16 protein-coding genes are annotated in these 16,006 nt (G+C 45.6%); 4 read left to right on the top strand and 12 right to left on the bottom strand.

The genetic code is table 11. The annotated features are described in order from the left end of the window. The first annotated feature begins 7 nt into the window (after positions 1 to 7). A complete protein-coding gene (locus ABJF92_RS11530) occupies positions 8 to 628 on the top strand; it encodes a LysE family translocator (RefSeq protein ID WP_446815936.1) in 621 nt (206 codons plus the stop codon). Position 629: 1 nt separating this feature from the next. Here the strand turns inward: ABJF92_RS11530 and ABJF92_RS11525 are convergent, their stop codons facing one another. Both ABJF92_RS11525 and ABJF92_RS11520 read right to left on the bottom strand, forming a co-directional pair. Beyond that, positions 630 to 2,585, bottom strand: coding sequence for a DNA topoisomerase III (locus ABJF92_RS11525; RefSeq protein WP_446815935.1), 1,956 nt, complete (start codon positions 2,583 to 2,585; stop codon positions 630 to 632). An 85-nt stretch (positions 2,586 to 2,670) separates the two neighbouring features. Continuing rightward, positions 2,671 to 2,880, bottom strand: coding sequence for a hypothetical protein (locus ABJF92_RS11520; RefSeq protein ID WP_446815934.1), 210 nt, complete (start codon positions 2,878 to 2,880; stop codon positions 2,671 to 2,673). Between the two features lie 192 nt (positions 2,881 to 3,072). Between ABJF92_RS11520 and ABJF92_RS11515 the strand changes: the two genes are divergently transcribed. Next, complete coding sequence (locus ABJF92_RS11515) at positions 3,073 to 3,693, top strand: FKBP-type peptidyl-prolyl cis-trans isomerase (RefSeq protein ID WP_445975144.1); 621 nt, start codon at positions 3,073 to 3,075, stop codon at positions 3,691 to 3,693. Positions 3,694 to 3,761: 68 nt separating this feature from the next. Here ABJF92_RS11515 and ABJF92_RS11510 read toward each other — a convergent pair whose 3' ends face one another. From ABJF92_RS11510 to ABJF92_RS11470, 9 genes are all read right to left on the bottom strand, one after another. Further along, positions 3,762 to 4,178 (bottom strand): GNAT family N-acetyltransferase, encoded by a 417-nt coding sequence (locus tag ABJF92_RS11510; protein WP_446815933.1) that lies wholly within the window; start codon positions 4,176 to 4,178, stop codon positions 3,762 to 3,764. Positions 4,179 to 4,188: 10 nt separating this feature from the next. Next, a complete protein-coding gene (locus tag ABJF92_RS11505) occupies positions 4,189 to 5,394 on the bottom strand; it encodes a JmjC domain-containing protein (RefSeq protein WP_446815932.1) in 1,206 nt (401 codons plus the stop codon). A gap of 82 nt (positions 5,395 to 5,476) precedes the next feature. Beyond that, positions 5,477 to 6,850, bottom strand: coding sequence for an adenylosuccinate lyase (gene purB / locus ABJF92_RS11500; protein ID WP_446815931.1), 1,374 nt, complete (start codon positions 6,848 to 6,850; stop codon positions 5,477 to 5,479). Between the two features lie 149 nt (positions 6,851 to 6,999). Next, positions 7,000 to 9,219, bottom strand: a complete 2,220-nt coding sequence (locus ABJF92_RS11495) for an NADP-dependent isocitrate dehydrogenase (protein ID WP_446815930.1) — start codon at positions 9,217 to 9,219, stop codon at positions 7,000 to 7,002. 282 nt (positions 9,220 to 9,501) lie between these two features. Next, positions 9,502 to 10,134, bottom strand: coding sequence for a high frequency lysogenization protein HflD (gene hflD, locus ABJF92_RS11490; RefSeq protein WP_446815929.1), 633 nt, complete (start codon positions 10,132 to 10,134; stop codon positions 9,502 to 9,504). Between the two features lie 23 nt (positions 10,135 to 10,157). Next, entirely contained in the window at positions 10,158 to 11,279 is a 1,122-nt protein-coding gene (mnmA, locus tag ABJF92_RS11485; RefSeq protein ID WP_446815928.1) for a tRNA 2-thiouridine(34) synthase MnmA, read from the bottom strand. Positions 11,280 to 11,347: 68 nt separating this feature from the next. Further along, positions 11,348 to 11,749 (bottom strand): NUDIX domain-containing protein, encoded by a 402-nt coding sequence (locus ABJF92_RS11480; protein ID WP_446815927.1) that lies wholly within the window; start codon positions 11,747 to 11,749, stop codon positions 11,348 to 11,350. Next, positions 11,682 to 12,392 (bottom strand): pseudouridine synthase, encoded by a 711-nt coding sequence (locus ABJF92_RS11475; protein WP_446815926.1) that lies wholly within the window; start codon positions 12,390 to 12,392, stop codon positions 11,682 to 11,684. The genes ABJF92_RS11480 and ABJF92_RS11475 overlap by 68 nt, the downstream gene beginning before the upstream one ends. A gap of 97 nt (positions 12,393 to 12,489) precedes the next feature. Further along, positions 12,490 to 12,741 carry a cold shock domain-containing protein gene (locus ABJF92_RS11470; RefSeq protein WP_446815925.1) on the bottom strand — a complete coding sequence of 84 codons (252 nt, stop codon included), beginning with the start codon at positions 12,739 to 12,741 and terminating at the stop codon, positions 12,490 to 12,492. A 322-nt stretch (positions 12,742 to 13,063) separates the two neighbouring features. Between ABJF92_RS11470 and clpS the strand changes: the two genes are divergently transcribed. Next, positions 13,064 to 13,411, top strand: a complete 348-nt coding sequence (gene clpS, locus ABJF92_RS11465) for an ATP-dependent Clp protease adapter ClpS (RefSeq protein WP_446815924.1) — start codon at positions 13,064 to 13,066, stop codon at positions 13,409 to 13,411. A gap of 21 nt (positions 13,412 to 13,432) precedes the next feature. Then, positions 13,433 to 15,694: an ATP-dependent Clp protease ATP-binding subunit ClpA gene (gene clpA, locus ABJF92_RS11460; RefSeq protein ID WP_446815923.1), complete on the top strand. Its 2,262-nt coding sequence runs from the start codon at positions 13,433 to 13,435 to the stop codon at positions 15,692 to 15,694. Positions 15,695 to 15,769: 75 nt separating this feature from the next. On the opposite strand, the gene infA is transcribed toward clpA, so the two are convergent. Beyond that, positions 15,770 to 15,988: a translation initiation factor IF-1 gene (infA, locus tag ABJF92_RS11455; RefSeq protein WP_012070936.1), complete on the bottom strand. Its 219-nt coding sequence runs from the start codon at positions 15,986 to 15,988 to the stop codon at positions 15,770 to 15,772. Between the last annotated feature and the right edge of the window lie 18 nt (positions 15,989 to 16,006).

The raw sequence follows: 16,006 nt of genomic DNA, 5'->3' as shown, positions 1-16,006 counted from the left end.
TTCAATTGTGAACTTTGCGCTTTTGTCGGCATTTATTCCAACTTTCTTTTTCGTCTCGATTACTCCTGGTATGTGTATGACGCTCGCCATGACCCTTGGCATGACTATAGGTGTGAAGCGTGCTTTATGGATGATGCTAGGAGAGCTTGTAGGGGTAGGTGTAGTGGCTGCACTATCCGCATTAGGTGTAGCGGCTCTGCTGTTGAATTACCCAGATGTGTTCACGGTATTTAAATATATTGGTGGTATCTACCTTGCCTATATCGGTGTGCAGATGTGGTTGTCAAAAGGCAAGATGGCCATCAAGCAAGATAGCGAAAATACGGCACAGGTATCTTATTATGACTTGGTTTCCCAAGGCTTTGTTACCGCGATTGCGAACCCAAAAGGATGGGCGTTTTTTGTGGCTTTACTGCCGCCGTTTTTAGATGCCTCTCAGCCATTAGCAGGCCAGTTAACACTGCTTATTGCCATTATCTTAAGCCTAGAGTTCAGCTGCTTATTAATTTATGCCACTGGCGGTAAAACCTTGAAATCCTTGCTTATGAAAAGTGGTAATGTTCGTATCATGAACCGCATTGCTGGCTCGTTAATGATGGGGGTAGGCGTTTGGTTAGCTTTTGGCTAACCTAGGCTTTAGCGGACCTTTTACGAGAAGTCTTAGTGCCTGTTGAGCGTTTTCTACCGGCAGGTCTTCGATAGCTTTTCTTCGTTGCTGGCGGTAGATTTTGTAACGCACTAACCGGGATATCTTTCGACGTTTGTAGCAAATTGTGTAGGTTCAATTCTAGGCCGCTCATGAACGACTCGTAGCTCGTCTCATTGAGACTCATAGCGTTTAGATTCGACTCCCATTGGGCGGTCATATCAGGTGTCACTATAGACTCAGGCAAGCAGTCCGCAAAGCTTCTACCCGTTTTACTGGCGTGAATTTGCTTACCTTCTCTTATCAGAAAGCCGCGTTTAAAAAGTAACTCTATAATACTCGCCCGTGTGGCTTCCGTGCCTAATCCATCACTGTCTTTTAGGATGGCTTTAATTTGTGGGTCGCTGACAAAGCGGCTTATTCCTGTCATGGCGGCCAGCAAGGTTGCGTCGGTAAAAGCTGCGGGAGGCGTGGTAACTTTTTCCTCGACTTGGCCATGGCTACACCACAACTGCTGACCCTTGCTAAGTTTCGGCAGCATGGTTTGTTCTTCATTATTGTCTTTTGTGACCGACTTCTTCGGTAATAAAGTTTTCCAGCCCAATATTGTGGGCGTGTTTCCTTTAGCTTCGAATTGGCCTCCTTCAATCGTCAGTGTTATGGCCGAAGCGAGGTATTCGTAGGGAGGGTAAAACTGCATCAAGTACTGGCGAGTAATTAGTTGAAAAATTTTCTTCTCAGTACTGTTCAATTTTCCTGCTTTATGGGCTTGAGTGGTGGGGATAATAGCGTGATGGGCGCTGACTTGTTTGTCATTCCAAGCTTTGCTGCGGCGTGTAACATCCGCACCTTGAATAGCGGCTTGGAATTCTTCTCCAGACTGGCCAAGCGCTTGCAAAATGGCCTTGGCATCTTGGTGCTGACCACTGGGTAAGTAGCGGCAGTCAGAGCGAGGGTAGGTAATAATTTGATGTCGTTCATACAGGGTTTGGCAAGTGTCGAGAACCTGTTGTGCAGACATTGAAAAAGCTTTTGCAGCATCGATTTGTAAGCTAGATAAATTATAGGGTAATGGTGGCGCTTGCTTTTTTTGCTGGTAGCTGGCCTGGGTCACGATGGCAGGCTTGTCACGGATGCGCTTGGCAACATTTTGAGCCAAGGGTAAACTTAACACTCGCTTTTCCTCGTCCATGTAAGGGGCGCAATGCTCACTAGGTCGCCATTTTGCCTGAAACGCTTCGCTACTCTCTGTGGTGATATGGGCCCAAACTTGGTAAAAATCTTTAGCGACAAAGTTTTCTCTTTGCTTGTCTCGATTGACTACCAAGCCTAATACTGGAGTTTGCACGCGTCCTATGGACAGCACCCCTTGATAACCCGCCTGACGGCCTTTGATGGTGTAAGCCCGTGTCAGGTTAAGGCCATACAGCCAGTCCGCTCTAGCACGAGCCAGTGCCGATCGTGATAAAGCAGAGAACTCACTGTTGCTTTTTAGTTGCCCCAACGATTTCTTGATGGCGCTAGGGGTGAGATCATTCACTAAAAGCCTGTGAGCCGATTTGAGCTTAGTGGCGGGGACTTTACAGTAGTGTAATACTTCATCCACTAGAAGCTGTCCTTCACGGTCTGGATCCCCAGCGTGAACGAGCGTTGTCGCTTGTTTGATGAGTTTTTTCAGTACCCCAAGTTGCTTCTTAGTTTGGCTTTTTTCCTGCCATTGCCATTCTTCAGGGATGATGGGAAGGTGATCAAAATTCCAGCTTTTAAAGGCGCTGTTGTAAATGTGAGGTTCGGCTTGTTCGAGTAAGTGACCAATACACCAGCTGATACAATCCCCATTGGCGAGCCAGATACAACCGTCGGCTTTTTTTTGAGGGGGTGGAAATGCAGCGGCAATGGCGCGTGCTAAGCTGGGCTTTTCGGCGATATAAAGAATCATGGTTACACTTAACTGGTTATTTATACAGTTAAGTGTAACGGACAGGCAGCAATGTGACCAGTGTTAACTCATCACAAAGTGAGAGTTAGCTTGATTGTTCAAAGTTCTCAGTGCTTAAATAACGGCTGGTGGTTTTCTCACTATGGTCGTGATAGCTGTCGAGAATAAAGCAGCTTGCGGAAGAAAATAAAACAATACTCACAAACAATATTCCCCAATAATCCGTCTTTTTACGTTGGGGCTTCAGGTTAAATTGTTGATCAGGGCTGGCTTTTATAAAGCTCTGGCTTTCCATCGAATTATTCCTTGTTCTCAGAATGTAATTCAATATTAATGATAATCAGTATCATTTGCAAACACTATTAATACGATGGTTTTTTTTAATATCTACCGCATACTTTCGTGCAGGCTATCAGCGTGTCGTATCCTGCTTGGCTGTGCTATAATGCGCCCTCAAATTTACATTTACGAATAAGAGAGTTTAAACATGTCAGAACTGTCGTTCGACTCGAATGAAGCTAAAATCGCATACGGCATCGGCCGTCAAATTGGTGATCAACTTCGCGGTAGCGATCTTGGCGAACTGTCTTTAACGCACCTTTTCGCTGCGATTGAAGATGCTTTGAACCAAGCTGAAATGCGTGTTCCTGGTGCTGAACTAGAGGCTGCTTTTGCTGAGCTTCAAGCAAAAATGGAAGAAAAAACGCGCGCTGCTTCTGAAGGCAACGTACAAGCTGGCGAAGCTTTCCTTGCTGAAAACAAAGCAAAAGAAGGCGTGCAGGTAACGGAAAGCGGTTTGCAATTTGAAGTACTTGAAGAAGGTACGGGTGCAACACCTGCTCTAGAGTCTACTGTTCGTGTTCATTACGAAGGTCGTTTAATCGACGGTCAGGTATTCGATAGCTCAATTGCTCGCGGTGAGCCGATCGAATTCCCACTAACTGGCGTTATTGCTGGTTGGACGGAAGGTTTGCAGCTTATGAAAGAAGGCGCGAAATACCGTCTTACTATTCCTGCGGAATTGGCTTACGGTGCACAAGGCGCTGGCGCGATGATTCAACCTTTTTCTGTTCTACAGTTTGATGTTGAGCTGATTGCAGTTGTTTAATTAAACGACTGGCAATAAAAAAGCGAGGCTTGCTAAAGCCTCGCTTTTTTGTATCCGACAAACGTCTATTAAATGTCTCTCATCATTCGAGTGTGCATTTTACCCGCTTCTAAAAAGATCTTACCATCGCCTTTAAAGCCAATCTTTTCATAGAAAACTTGCGCATCTACCTGTGCATTTAAATACACTTGGGAAATGCCCATTTCTCGGGCGACCGAAACTGCCTTATTGATCAGCATTTTGCCAAAGCCTTGGTGACGGTAATTTTCTAGGACGGCCAAGCGACCAATTTGCCCTTGCTCCGTTAAGCGGCAAGTACCAATGGGCACCGCAGTCGTGCCAAAACATACAAAATGCACAGCCTGCTGATCTTCATCGTCCCACTCATCTGCTGGGTCAATTCCTTGTTCGACAATAAACACCTGAGTGCGAACAAAGGTGATCTGTGCTTGGCTGCTGTTCCAATCGGAGGTTAAGGCTTTCAATGGGCTTCCTCTAATCTTCTGTATCGTCTGGGTTAGCAACAAGTTCAATTAATCCCTGTTGCGAAATCAAGAAGCGCACTAGGGGCTCAAGATCGTTATTCAGCTTGAAATCCAACCCAGAAAAATCGAACTCAGTTTGTTCGCAAACCGCTTGCACAAAGGCGGTTAGATCAGAGTGAATGTCGATCTGCTGACCATTACAGAAGACCGCAAGCTTATGGGTTCTAGGGTTATTATAGTAACAAACTCGGGCATCCCCAGGGCGGATAAAGGTTTGCCCCTGGGCCGCTTGCTCAAAAGTCTGATCCACTTCTTGCTGATTCAAAGCCGCCATGTATTCAGGGTATTTGACCTCGCTCATGGTGGTGCCTAGCCATTGGGCAAGACGCTCAGGCTGAGCAATTAATTGGCTCAGCTGATCTGATAAATATTGAATGTCGTCGTCATGTATTTGAGCAGAGTGTTCACGGTTAAAGGTTTCTGGGGCACTGAACCTATGTTTAGGATTAACTTCTTCACAAATTTTATCACGCAAACCTGTTAAGGCATCCTGCATGCTGGGTGCGCGAAAACCAATGGAGTAGGTCATGCAGTCGTCATCTAGGGCACGGCCATTGTGAGCAAAGTTTGGCGGTAAGTAGAGGATGTCACCAGCCTCTAGCGCCCAGTCCATACTTGTATCAATGTTGAAGTTATCGAGGATGTGCAAATCGATGCCTTGAATGGCGCTGTCCTGATATTGCTCTGGGGCTAGTACCTGCCAGCGACGAGCACCGCTTACTTGCACTAGGAATACATCGTATTGATCATAGTGTGGGCCAACACTGCCACCCTTTGTCGCGTAACTTGCCATCACATCGTCGAGACGCCAGCTTGGTAAAAACTGGAACTGTTCTTTCAATGTTTGAATTTCAGGAATCCAGTGATCAACCGCTTGAACTAATAGTGTCCATTCCTGTTCAGGCAAGGAACTAAAAGTGGCTTCATCAAATGGGCCTTGCAGTAACTGCCAAGGCTTGACTCCTTTCTCAATAACAATTCGGGACTCGACCTCTTCTTCCATCGCCATGCCTGCTAGCTCGTTAGCGTCTAGCGGAAGTTCAAAGTTTTGCAGACCTGCACGGATCAATAGTGGCTTTTGCTGCCAGTATTCCTCTAAAAAGGTTTTTGCTGTCATGCCACCAAGTAAGCTTAAAGGCGTGTCTAAATCCATCATGTGTTGATACCGAGAAAAAAGGCTAGAGAGAATGAAAAAGAGCCGATAAATCGGCTCTTTTCTAGAGGCTAAAATTGATAACTTAACCGCGAATGGCTTTCGCTTGTGCGACTGCATTACCTATGTAGTTACCAGGTGTTAACGCTTTTAACTCCGCTTTCGCTTGCTCTGGTAGTTCTAGTGTCTCTACAAAGGCTTCAATGGTCGCTTGATCGATCGTGCGTCCACGAGTCAGCTCTTTTAGCTTCTCATATGGAGACTCGATGCCGTAACGACGCATTACGGTTTGAATTGGCTCTGCCAAGACTTCCCAAGCAGCGTCTAGGTCTGCATTTAGGCGAGGGGCATTGATTTCCAACTTGCTAATGCCTTTTAAGGTCGCTTGGTAAGCAATAAGGCTGTGAGCAAGACCAACACCTAGGTTACGCAATACCGTAGAGTCTGTTAGGTCACGCTGCCAGCGAGAGATAGGCAACTTAGCGCTTAGGTGACCCAGGATGGCATTGGCGATGCCTAAGTTACCTTCTGAGTTTTCAAAATCGATCGGGTTAACTTTATGAGGCATAGTAGAGGAGCCGATTTCGCCCGCAATGGTTTTCTGCTTGAAGAAGCCCATTGAGATGTAGCCCCAAACGTCACGGTCGAAGTCGATTAGGATAGTGTTGAAACGAGCAATGGCATCGTACAGCTCAGCAATGTAATCGTGTGGCTCAATTTGCGTGGTGTAAGGGTTCCAAGTTAGGCCCAATGAGGTAACAAATTGTTCTGCGTGGGCTTGCCAGTCTACATCCGGGTAAGCAGAAAGGTGGGCGTTGTAGTTACCTACTGCACCGTTAATCTTACCTAGGAATTCGACACTTTCGATTTGTTTTAGCTGACGGCTTAAGCGCGCTGCCACATTGGCCATTTCTTTACCAACGGTAGAAGGGGAGGCGGTTTGTCCGTGGGTACGAGACAGCATAGGTTGCTCAGCATGCTCAATGGCTAAATCTTCAATGGCACTAATGACATTTTTTAGCTCAGGGGTGATGCCATCCGCTAGGGCTTCACGCAACATCAAGGCATGGGATAGGTTGTTAATATCTTCAGAGGTACAAGCAAAGTGTACAAACTCAGACACCGCCGCTAATTCAGCGTTATCGGCCATCTTGTTCTTAATGAAATACTCAACAGCTTTTACGTCGTGGTTGGTTGTTCTCTCAATATCTTTGATCGCTTGAGCATCTGCTTCGCTAAAGTTTTCAGCAAGTGCATCTAAAAAGCTGTTTGCTGCAGGGCTTAGGGCAGGTACTTCAATAATTTGCGGGTGATTCGCAAGGGCTTGCAACCAACGAATTTCGACTATGACTCGCATACGTAGTAAACCGTACTCGCTGACAGAGCGACGTAATACATTGGTTTTCGATCCGTAACGACCGTCGATAGGGGAAATTGCGTTTAAGCTAGTTAATTCCATTGAGATTGGGCCTCGAAGAAGGATTTCAGGAAGTCGCTATTATAGGCAAAAGCGCTTAGGGAATACAGGGCAACAGGGAAGGTTAGAGCACAAAAAAGCCCAGATGAAAATCTGGGCTTTGATTGTTGCTATAGAAGCTTGCGAAAAGCTTATAGAGACGCTAATACTTGGTTGAATGTCGCGCTTGGTCGCATCACTTTTTCAACTTCGTTTAGGTCAACATGGTAGTAGCCTTCAAGACCGGCTGGTGAGCCTTGAACGGCAGCAAGTTCTGCGACAATTTTTTCTTCTTGCTCTGTTAACTGCTTCGCTAGCGGGGCAAACTTAGCCGCCAATTCAGCATCGTCAGTTTGCGAAGCAAGTTCTTGTGCCCAGTACATTGCTAGGTAGAAGTGGCTGCCACGGTTGTCCAGTTCGCCAGCTTTACGAGAAGGAGACTTGTTAGTATCCAACAAACGACCGGTTGCTTTATCTAGGGCTTTCGCTAGAGCAATGGCTTTTGGGTTGTCGTTCTTAATGCCTAGCTCTTCAAAAGATACCGCTACCGCAAGGAACTCACCAAGAGAATCCCAACGTAGGTGGTTTTCTTCCATCAGCTGCTGAACGTGTTTCGGAGCCGAACCACCCGCACCTGTTTCGTACATACCACCGCCTAATAGCATAGGTACGATAGACAGCATTTTTGCAGATGTGCCAAGTTCCATGATTGGGAACAAGTCTGTTAGGTAGTCACGTAGTACGTTACCTGTTACAGAGATAGTGTCTTGACCGCGCATGATGCGTTCCATAGAGAAACGAATTGCTTCGTTGTAAGGCATGATGCGAATGTCTAGACCTGTTGTGTCATGGTCTTGTAGGTAAGTCTCAACCTTTTTACGAAGTTGGATATCGTGAGCGCGATCTTCTTCTAGCCAGAATACAGCTGGTGTATCAGATTGACGGGCACGGGTTACGCCCAGTTTTACCCAGTCGCGAATCGGTGCATCTTTAGTTTGACAAGCACGCCAGATGTCGCCTTTTTCAACTTCGTGTTGCATCAATACTTGGCCGTTTTCATCAAGAATGCGCATCACACCGTCTGCTTTCATTTCGAAAGTTTTGTCGTGAGAACCGTATTCCTGTGCTTTTTGAGCCATCAAACCAACGTTTGGTACCGTACCCATAGTGACTGGGTCGAACGCACCATTAGTTTTACAGAAGTTGATGGTTTCTTGGTAAATGCGCGCGTAAGTACTTTCTGGCATAACCGCTTTCGTGTCTTTAGACTTGCCGTCACGGCCCCACATTTGACCAGAGTTACGGATCATTGCTGGCATAGAGGCATCAACGATTACGTCACTTGGTACGTGTAGATTAGTGATGCCTTTGTCGGAATCAACCATCGCAAGCTCAGGACGTGTTTCGTAACAGGCTTCGATAGCTTGTTTGATCTCTTCTTGTTTTGCTTCAGGAAGGGATTTAATTTTGTCGTAAACGCTGCCTAGGCCGTTGTTTGGGTTAACACCGATTTCGTCAAACAACTCGCCGTATTTTTCCCAAACGTCTTTGAAGAAAACCGTTACCGCGTGACCGAAAACGATAGGGTGAGACACCTTCATCATGGTCGCTTTCACGTGTAGAGACCACATGATGTTGTTTTCTTTAGCGTCTTGTAGTGTTTCTTCGAAGAAAGCACGTAGCTGTTTGCAGCTCATGTTCATGCTGTCCAGTACTTCACCAGCGATCAATGGCAAAGATTTTTTCAACTCTACCGAACCGTCTTTAGCAACGAATTCAATACGAACCGTTTGATCTTTGTCCATGGTAACGGACTGTTCAGAAGAGAAGAAGTCCCCGCCGCGCATGTAGTCTGCATGGCTAGTAGACGTCTTTTTCCAAGCACCCATTGAGTGTGGGTTTTTACGAGCAAAACCTTTAACGGCTGCTGGTGCACGACGGTCAGAGTTACCTTGACGTAGTACAGGGTTTACCGCACTACCTAGAAGTTTAGAGTAACGAGACTGTACTTCTTTCTCTTCGTCCGTTGTGGCAGTTTCTGGGTAAGCAGGGATGTCATAGCCTTGCTCTTGTAGTTCTTTAATCGCAGCGTTTAGCTGTGGCAAAGAAGCACTGATGTTAGGTAGTTTAACAATGTTGGCTTTTGGGTCGGCAGTGATGTCGCCAAGGAACTTCAAGCCATCTACGACTTGTTGCTCGCTTGGTAGGCGATCAGAGAATGCTGCAATGATACGACCAGCTAGAGAGATATCGGTAAGTTTTAGTTCTATATCGGCTTCTTTCGCAAAAGCGCCAAAGATAGGAAGCAAAGATGAGGTTGCTAACGCAGGTGCTTCATCGGTCAAAGTGTAATAGATGGTTTGTTTCGACATGTAATTCCCCTAACATTTCAGGCTCTATCGCCCATTGGTTCGAAGGTGACTTTTGGCCGCCATTCCCTTAATTAAGCTGACTGAGCAGATTAAAAATTTGTTCGACATACTACCGAAAAAAAAACTTAAAATACATTGGCTCAAGATATACTCAAAATTGATATCAGTGATTTTAACGATTAGCGTTTCTTTAAGAGTCTTGTGATCAGGTTTTTTTCGATAATTTAAACCTATTGCTAAGCAAAAAAAGACCGAATAATTATCGGCCTTTTTGATGTGCTTTTAATGACGCGCTGCTAATGCATTTAACAGTGCCTTACGTTTGAAGATTAAATGCCAGCGCTTACCGCCCAGTTGTCGCCAAAGCATAGCGGCGCGAATACCCGCCATTAAAATACTGCGCACTTGATTGGCAATGGGCGCCTGTTGTAAGAAACGGCTGTCTCCCTGCACTTGAATACGAAAGGCCAGCTTACTTAAAGTGTCTTGGTACATTCCGGAGATCGACGCCAGCATATTTTCATGCAAAACATCGTCATCGTAATGGCCTTTTTTCTGTTCAATTTGGGAGATTTTCTGACCTATTGTCGACAGCATGTTGGTATCTTTTGACAGCTTACCTTCAAGGTGTACTAGGCTTAACGCGTATCTTAACGTGTCTGGATTGACGCTGTTTCGGTCTTTGCCTAACGCTTGCTTGGCAATGCGACGGCCCAGAGCTAGATTGGTCTGATGATCCCAAGAACCACCGTAGATGTCTTCGGTTGTCTGCGGGTTGAGTACTAAGATACTTTCCACCATAGGGCGAAGCGCATCTTTATCCACCGTACCTGTTTTGGCGAGCGTGGCGACTAATTCAGCGGCTTGAAAAATCGCGCTTAATGCAATGCTTTGCTGCTTTTCTTGACTGTTCACGAATCTACTGCCTGCTGTCTCAATTATTTATTGAATGCTTGGTTGATGATACCGCCACCAAGGCACACGTCATCTAGGTAAAAAACCACAGACTGTCCCGGTGTAATCGCTCGTTGTGGTTCTGTAAAGGCCACTTCAATGCGCCCGTCTTCGGTTTCATAAAGCGTGCAGTCTTGATCCGGCTGACGGTAGCGGCATTTTGCTTTGCAGGTCAGTGGCAGTTCTGGCTTGTGGCGTGCCACCCAGTCAAAATTGTCGGCCATTAAATGGCTCTTGAATAACGATTCATGCTGGCCACCTTGGGTAACGACTAATACATTGCGCTCTAAGTCTTTTTCAACTACATACCATGGATCATCTGAATAATTTGCTAAACCGCCAATACCAAGTCCTTGGCGCTGACCTATAGTGTGATACATGAGACCGTGGTGGCGACCAATTTTATCCCCCTCTAGGGTTTCAATATTGCCAGGCTGGGCTGGGAGGTATTGTTCAAGGAAGTCTTTAAAGCGACGCTCGCCAATAAAACAAATGCCTGTGCTGTCTTTTTTGTTGTGGGTAATGAGTTGAAATTCTTCCGCTAAACGTCTTACTTCTGGCTTTTCAAGTTCTCCCACAGGGAAGAGTGTTTTAGCAATTTCATCTTTGCCCACAGCGTACAAGAAGTAGCTTTGGTCCTTGTTGCCATCAAGACCTTTTAGTAGCAGAGGCTCTCCATCTTTTTCGCCACGGCGCACGTAATGGCCAGTCGCTATGTAGTCTGCGCCAAGAGCTAGGGCGTATTCCAAGAAGGCTTTAAATTTGATTTCTTTGTTACACAAAATGTCTGGGTTGGGAGTGCGGCCAGCTTTATATTCTTCTAAAAAGTGTTCGAAAACATTGTCCCAATATTCAGCTGCAAAGTTGGCTGTATGGAGCTTTATTCCCAGTGTGTTACTGACGGCTTGAGCATCGGCTAAGTCATCTTTTGCTGTGCAATATTCAGTGCCGTCGTCTTCATCCCAGTTCTTCATGAAAAGACCTTCGACTTGATAACCCTGCTGCATCAAAATAAGCGCAGATACGGAAGAGTCGACACCGCCGGACATTCCGACAATGACTTTTTTGGTGCTGTTTACGCTGGGTGTCGCTTGGTTCGCTTTCATGACCTGTGAATTACTCGTTTAACGTTGAGGCTTGGCCTCGAATGAATGTAAGTGGGCTAATGGTATCATTATATTGGTGCTGAATCAGGCGTTAAAAACTGATCCGACATAAAGCATAGGGGTATAATGGGGTTGTTTTGGTAATCTTCAATGCAGGTCATGACCAAGGGGCTGCGAAGCGCGTGTGTCTTGATCTCTGCATGGCTGAGCCAATGGCTGGAAACGATGTCTTTGTCTAATTCGTTAGTTTCACAAGCGACCGCTTCACAAACAAAACAAAGCCTGTGGTAAGTGTCCGCATCGGGGTGCGGTGTAAAACTATAAAGGCCCAGCAGGCCAGTAGGCTTCACTCGCCAGCCAGACTCTTCTAGTGTTTCACGAATCACAGCTTCCATTGCACTCTCATGGTTTTCTATGTGTCCGGCGGGCTGGTTTAGTACCAGTTGACCGTCCTGCCACTCTTTTACCATGAGGTACTTGTCGTCCTTTTTGATGATGGCCGCCACGGTTAGGTGAGGCTGTCTTACTTCTTCGTTGCTCAAACTGTTCAACCTCTTTGGCAAGTATTGGCGAAAGGTCAGTATATTGCCATTGGCCAATCGGGATATTGTCTAGTGTGAAAGGGCCTATAGCGTAACGGATGAGACGTAAGGTGGGAAACCCAACCGCCGCCGTCATGCGTCTCACTTGACGGTTCTTACCTTCTTTTATTTGTAATGAGATCCAGCTAGTGGGAATGCTTTCGCGGTACCTCACTGGTGGGACTCTTGGGTCAAAGTCGGGCTCTTCGATACATTCTGCGATGGCAGGTTTGGTTAAACCATCTTTTAACGTTACGCCTGCTTGCAGTTGTTCAATCGCCTCTTGGGTGATTTCACCCTCTACTTGCACCCAATAGGTTTTAGCCATCTTGAAATCGGGCGAGGCAATGATGTGTTGTAACGGACCGTGATTGGTCAGCAGAAGTAAGCCTTCGGAATCAAAATCTAATCGCCCTGCAGGATAAAAGTCAGCGACGTCGATGAATTGAGCAAGGGTGGTTTTATCCCCTTCAGGTGAGAATTGGCTCATCACGCGAAAAGGTTTGTTAAAGAGAATTAAGTGGGATGACATAAGCTTAATTTAATCACTAGACACAAGAAATAAATGGTTAAGAATAATAGTTTTTTATTCCTAACCATCATAACAACTTATGGGCAAAAGTGCTGTCTTATGCTTGAGCTTGTTGTGTTTCTTGATCGGTTGGGTCTTTAGAAGAGTCGAGAGGGGTGATGTCTATGGCATGGAGTCCGCGGTTACCAGGTTCAACTTGGAAACTAACGTCTTGTCCCGCTTTTAAGGTTTTATACCCTTCGACATTTATAGCTGAGTAATGAATAAAAAGGTCCTCTGTAAATTCGTCACTAATGATAAAACCATAACCTTTGGCGTTATTGAACCATTTGACTGATCCGCGATGCATGAGTTACTCCTTAGTTACTCTAGCCTATATAGGCCCTTTGAATGAAAGCTTAGTTAAAAGGGTTGGTACTTCACAGTTATAATCTAGTCGTCGAAAAATAAATGTTAAAAATTGCAAATTAGGTGTGAATTGTTTCACAGCATTCAATGCTAAAATGGTGCTTTAAGCATAGCTTGCGCATTCAGTTTTTCTACTATTGAGCGTAGAAGCGGATTGTGAATTTGTAAAATCAAACTCATCTGACGTCAGTCTTTACTAGAAAAGTAGGGCGTTATATGTTTGATTTAATGTAGCGTAACTATTTATTGGTAGAGAGTAATTAATGACCAAGAGTAACAAAATTAGATTGGGTGCAGATGACGAGCAGCATGGCCGTCATGATGTTTTGCTGGCACCGGAAGAGACAGAGTTAAAGCCGCCTTCCATGTACCAGGTGGTGTTATTTAATGATGATTATACGCCAATGGATTTTGTCGTATTTGTGCTTCAGCGTTTTTTCTCAATGGATGGAGAGAAAGCCAATCAGGTAATGTTAGAAGTTCATCAGAGGGGTAAAGGTGTGTGTGGTGTCTACCCTTTTGATATTGCAGAAACTAAAGTGGCAATGGTACAACAGTTTGTAGAACAAAATGAGCACCCCTTAATGTGTGACCTACAAAAAGTCGACTGATTTCAGAGTGAGGGAATAGCAATGTTAGATAAAGAACTAGAGCAAACCCTGAATACGGCCTTTAAAGCGGCGCGTGATAAGCGCCATGAATTCATGACAGTAGAGCATTTGTTACTGGCTCTTATAGACAATAAAGCCGCCAGTGGTGTGATGACGGCTTGCGGTGTTAGTTTAGATGTTCTATCTAAAGAGCTTGAAGAGTTCGTAGATAGTACCACCCCACTTATCCCTGAAGACGATGAAGAGCGAGAAGTGCAGCCAACTTTGGGCTTCCAACGAGTTCTGCAGCGTGCTGTGTTTCACGTTCAGTCATCTGGTAAGCGAGAGGTCACGGGTGCTAATGTGCTGGTGGCTATTTTTAGTGAGCAAGAGAGTCAGGCGGTTTATCTATTGAAGCGCCATGATGTTGCCCGTATCGATGTGGTCAACTATGTAGCTCACGGTATTTCAAAATTGGGTGACGGCACTCAGGGCGATACGTACAGTGAAGAAGATTCGGAAGCGGAAGATACTACAACCGCGCCATTGCAAAAGTTCGCCACTAACTTAAATGAAGAAGCCAAAGCTGGCAAAATCGATAAGTTGATTGGCCGTGAATACGAAGTGGAACGGGTGATTCAAACTCTTTCTCGTCGCCGCAAAAACAACCCTCTCTTAGTGGGTGAGTCTGGGGTGGGTAAAACCGCTATCGCAGAAGGTTTAGCTAAGCGCATAGTGGATGGTCAAGTACCTGAAGTTATTGCGGATGGCGTTGTTTACTCTCTAGATTTGGGAGCCTTACTTGCAGGAACCAAATACCGAGGAGATTTTGAAAAACGTCTTAAGCAGCTATTGGGTGAGTTGAAAAAACTCCCCAATGCTATTTTGTTTATTGATGAAATTCACACCATTATTGGTGCGGGCGCCGCCTCTGGTGGGGTAATGGATGCCTCAAACCTTCTAAAACCCGTATTGAGTTCAGGTGGTTTGCGCTGCATAGGCTCAACAACTTTCCAAGAATTTCGCGGAGTGTTTGAAAAAGATCATGCGCTAGCACGTCGCTTCCAGAAGATTGATGTGAATGAGCCGAGTGTTGATGACACTTACCAAATCTTGAAAGGCATCATTAGCTCTTTTGAAGAGCATCATCAGCTTAAGTATGAAGAGCCTGCCCTGTTGGCGGCTGCAGAACTTGCGCAGCGCTATGTGACGGATCGTCATATGCCAGATAAGGCGATTGACGTCATTGATGAAGCGGGTGCCTATCAGCGTTTACAGCCTGAAGAAAAGCGTAAGCAGGTAATTAGCGTGGCAGATATCGAAGACATTGTCTCGAAAATTGCCCGAGTCCCTGTGAGAGCGGTGAATTCAGATGATAGACAAGTACTGTCTAACTTAGAGCGCAACCTTAAAATGGTGGTGTTTGGTCAAGATGGTGCCATTGAGTCTCTATCGGCGGCCATTAAACTCTCTCGTGCAGGGCTTAAAGCAGAGCAGAAACCTATTGGCTCATTCTTGATGGCTGGGCCTACAGGTGTTGGTAAAACCGAGGTCACCAAGCAGCTTGCTCATCAGCTTGGCTTAGAACTTATACGCTTTGATATGTCGGAGTATATGGAGCGCCATGCTGTGTCTCGATTGATTGGTGCGCCGCCGGGCTATGTTGGCTTCGACCAGGGCGGATTGTTAACAGAAGCCGTGACGAAGAACCCTCATAGTGTGGTCTTGCTCGATGAAATAGAGAAAGCGCACCCTGAAGTCTTTAATTTGCTCTTGCAAGTGATGGATCACGGCACATTAACAGATAACAATGGCCGCAAGGCGGATTTCCGTAATGTGATCTTAGTGATGACGTCAAACGCCGGAGCAGAAGAGCTAGCTAAACGCTCGATCGGCTTTTCTAGCCAAGATAACTCGAGTGATGGTATGGAAGTTATTAATCGTACTTTTACACCCGAGTTTAGGAATCGCCTTGATGCCGTCATTCAATTTAATCAATTGGATGAACGTATTATCTTCAATGTGGTGGATAAGTTCTTGGTGGAATTGCAAGTTCAGTTGGACTCTAAGGGGGTACTGCTGACGGTTACTGATACCGCGCGAGGCTGGTTGGCTAACAAGGGTTATGATAGGCAAATGGGGGCTCGACCAATGGCTCGGGTGATCCAAGAGCATTTGAAGAAGCCTTTGGCGGAGCAAATACTATTTGGAGACCTGACTGAAGGTGGGCAAGTGGTAGTGGCCTTAGATGAAAAGCAAGACGTGCTCTCTTTTAGTGTCGAAAAAGAAGCTGTTCTGCACTAACTTAGCTCACAAGACATAAAAAAACCGGACAGGAGTCCGGTTTTTTTATGTCTCATCGTTTGTGATAAACGATGATTAACGTGCGCGGTAAACGATACGGCCTTTAGAAAGATCGTACGGTGTTAATTCCACTTTTACCTTATCACCCGTCAAAATACGAATGTAGTTCTTGCGCATCTTACCAGAGATGTGTGCGATAACAACGTGTCCGTTTTCTAATTCGACACGGAACATGGTGTTAGGCAACGTATCAATGATAGTGCCCTCCATTTCTAAGCCTTCTTCTTTTGCCACAATATGTGTCCTATGGTG

The organism is Marinomonas sp., assembly GCF_039940335.1.
Taxonomy (GTDB): Bacteria; Pseudomonadota; Gammaproteobacteria; order Pseudomonadales; family Marinomonadaceae; genus Marinomonas.
Note: the sequence above shows the minus strand (reverse complement) of the source record. Positions and strands in the feature narration are given on the sequence as shown.

Excerpts from the sequence above, each read along its gene's own strand:
- mnmA (WP_446815928.1), bottom strand. The coding sequence starts at position 11,279 with ATGAAAGCGAACCAAGCGACACCCAGCGTAAACAGCACCAAAAAAGTC.
- clpS (WP_446815924.1), top strand. The coding sequence starts at position 13,064 with ATGACCAAGAGTAACAAAATTAGATTGGGTGCAGATGACGAGCAGCAT.
- ABJF92_RS11505 (WP_446815932.1), bottom strand. The coding sequence starts at position 5,394 with ATGATGGATTTAGACACGCCTTTAAGCTTACTTGGTGGCATGACAGCA.
- ABJF92_RS11515 (WP_445975144.1), top strand. The coding sequence starts at position 3,073 with ATGTCAGAACTGTCGTTCGACTCGAATGAAGCTAAAATCGCATACGGC.
- purB (WP_446815931.1), bottom strand. The coding sequence starts at position 6,850 with ATGGAATTAACTAGCTTAAACGCAATTTCCCCTATCGACGGTCGTTAC.
- ABJF92_RS11525 (WP_446815935.1), bottom strand. The coding sequence starts at position 2,585 with ATGATTCTTTATATCGCCGAAAAGCCCAGCTTAGCACGCGCCATTGCC.
- ABJF92_RS11480 (WP_446815927.1), bottom strand. The coding sequence starts at position 11,749 with ATGGTAAAAGAGTGGCAGGACGGTCAACTGGTACTAAACCAGCCCGCC.
- ABJF92_RS11495 (WP_446815930.1), bottom strand. The coding sequence starts at position 9,219 with ATGTCGAAACAAACCATCTATTACACTTTGACCGATGAAGCACCTGCG.
- ABJF92_RS11470 (WP_446815925.1), bottom strand. The coding sequence starts at position 12,741 with ATGCATCGCGGATCAGTCAAATGGTTCAATAACGCCAAAGGTTATGGT.
- clpA (WP_446815923.1), top strand. The coding sequence starts at position 13,433 with ATGTTAGATAAAGAACTAGAGCAAACCCTGAATACGGCCTTTAAAGCG.
- ABJF92_RS11520 (WP_446815934.1), bottom strand. The coding sequence starts at position 2,880 with ATGGAAAGCCAGAGCTTTATAAAAGCCAGCCCTGATCAACAATTTAAC.
- ABJF92_RS11475 (WP_446815926.1), bottom strand. The coding sequence starts at position 12,392 with ATGTCATCCCACTTAATTCTCTTTAACAAACCTTTTCGCGTGATGAGC.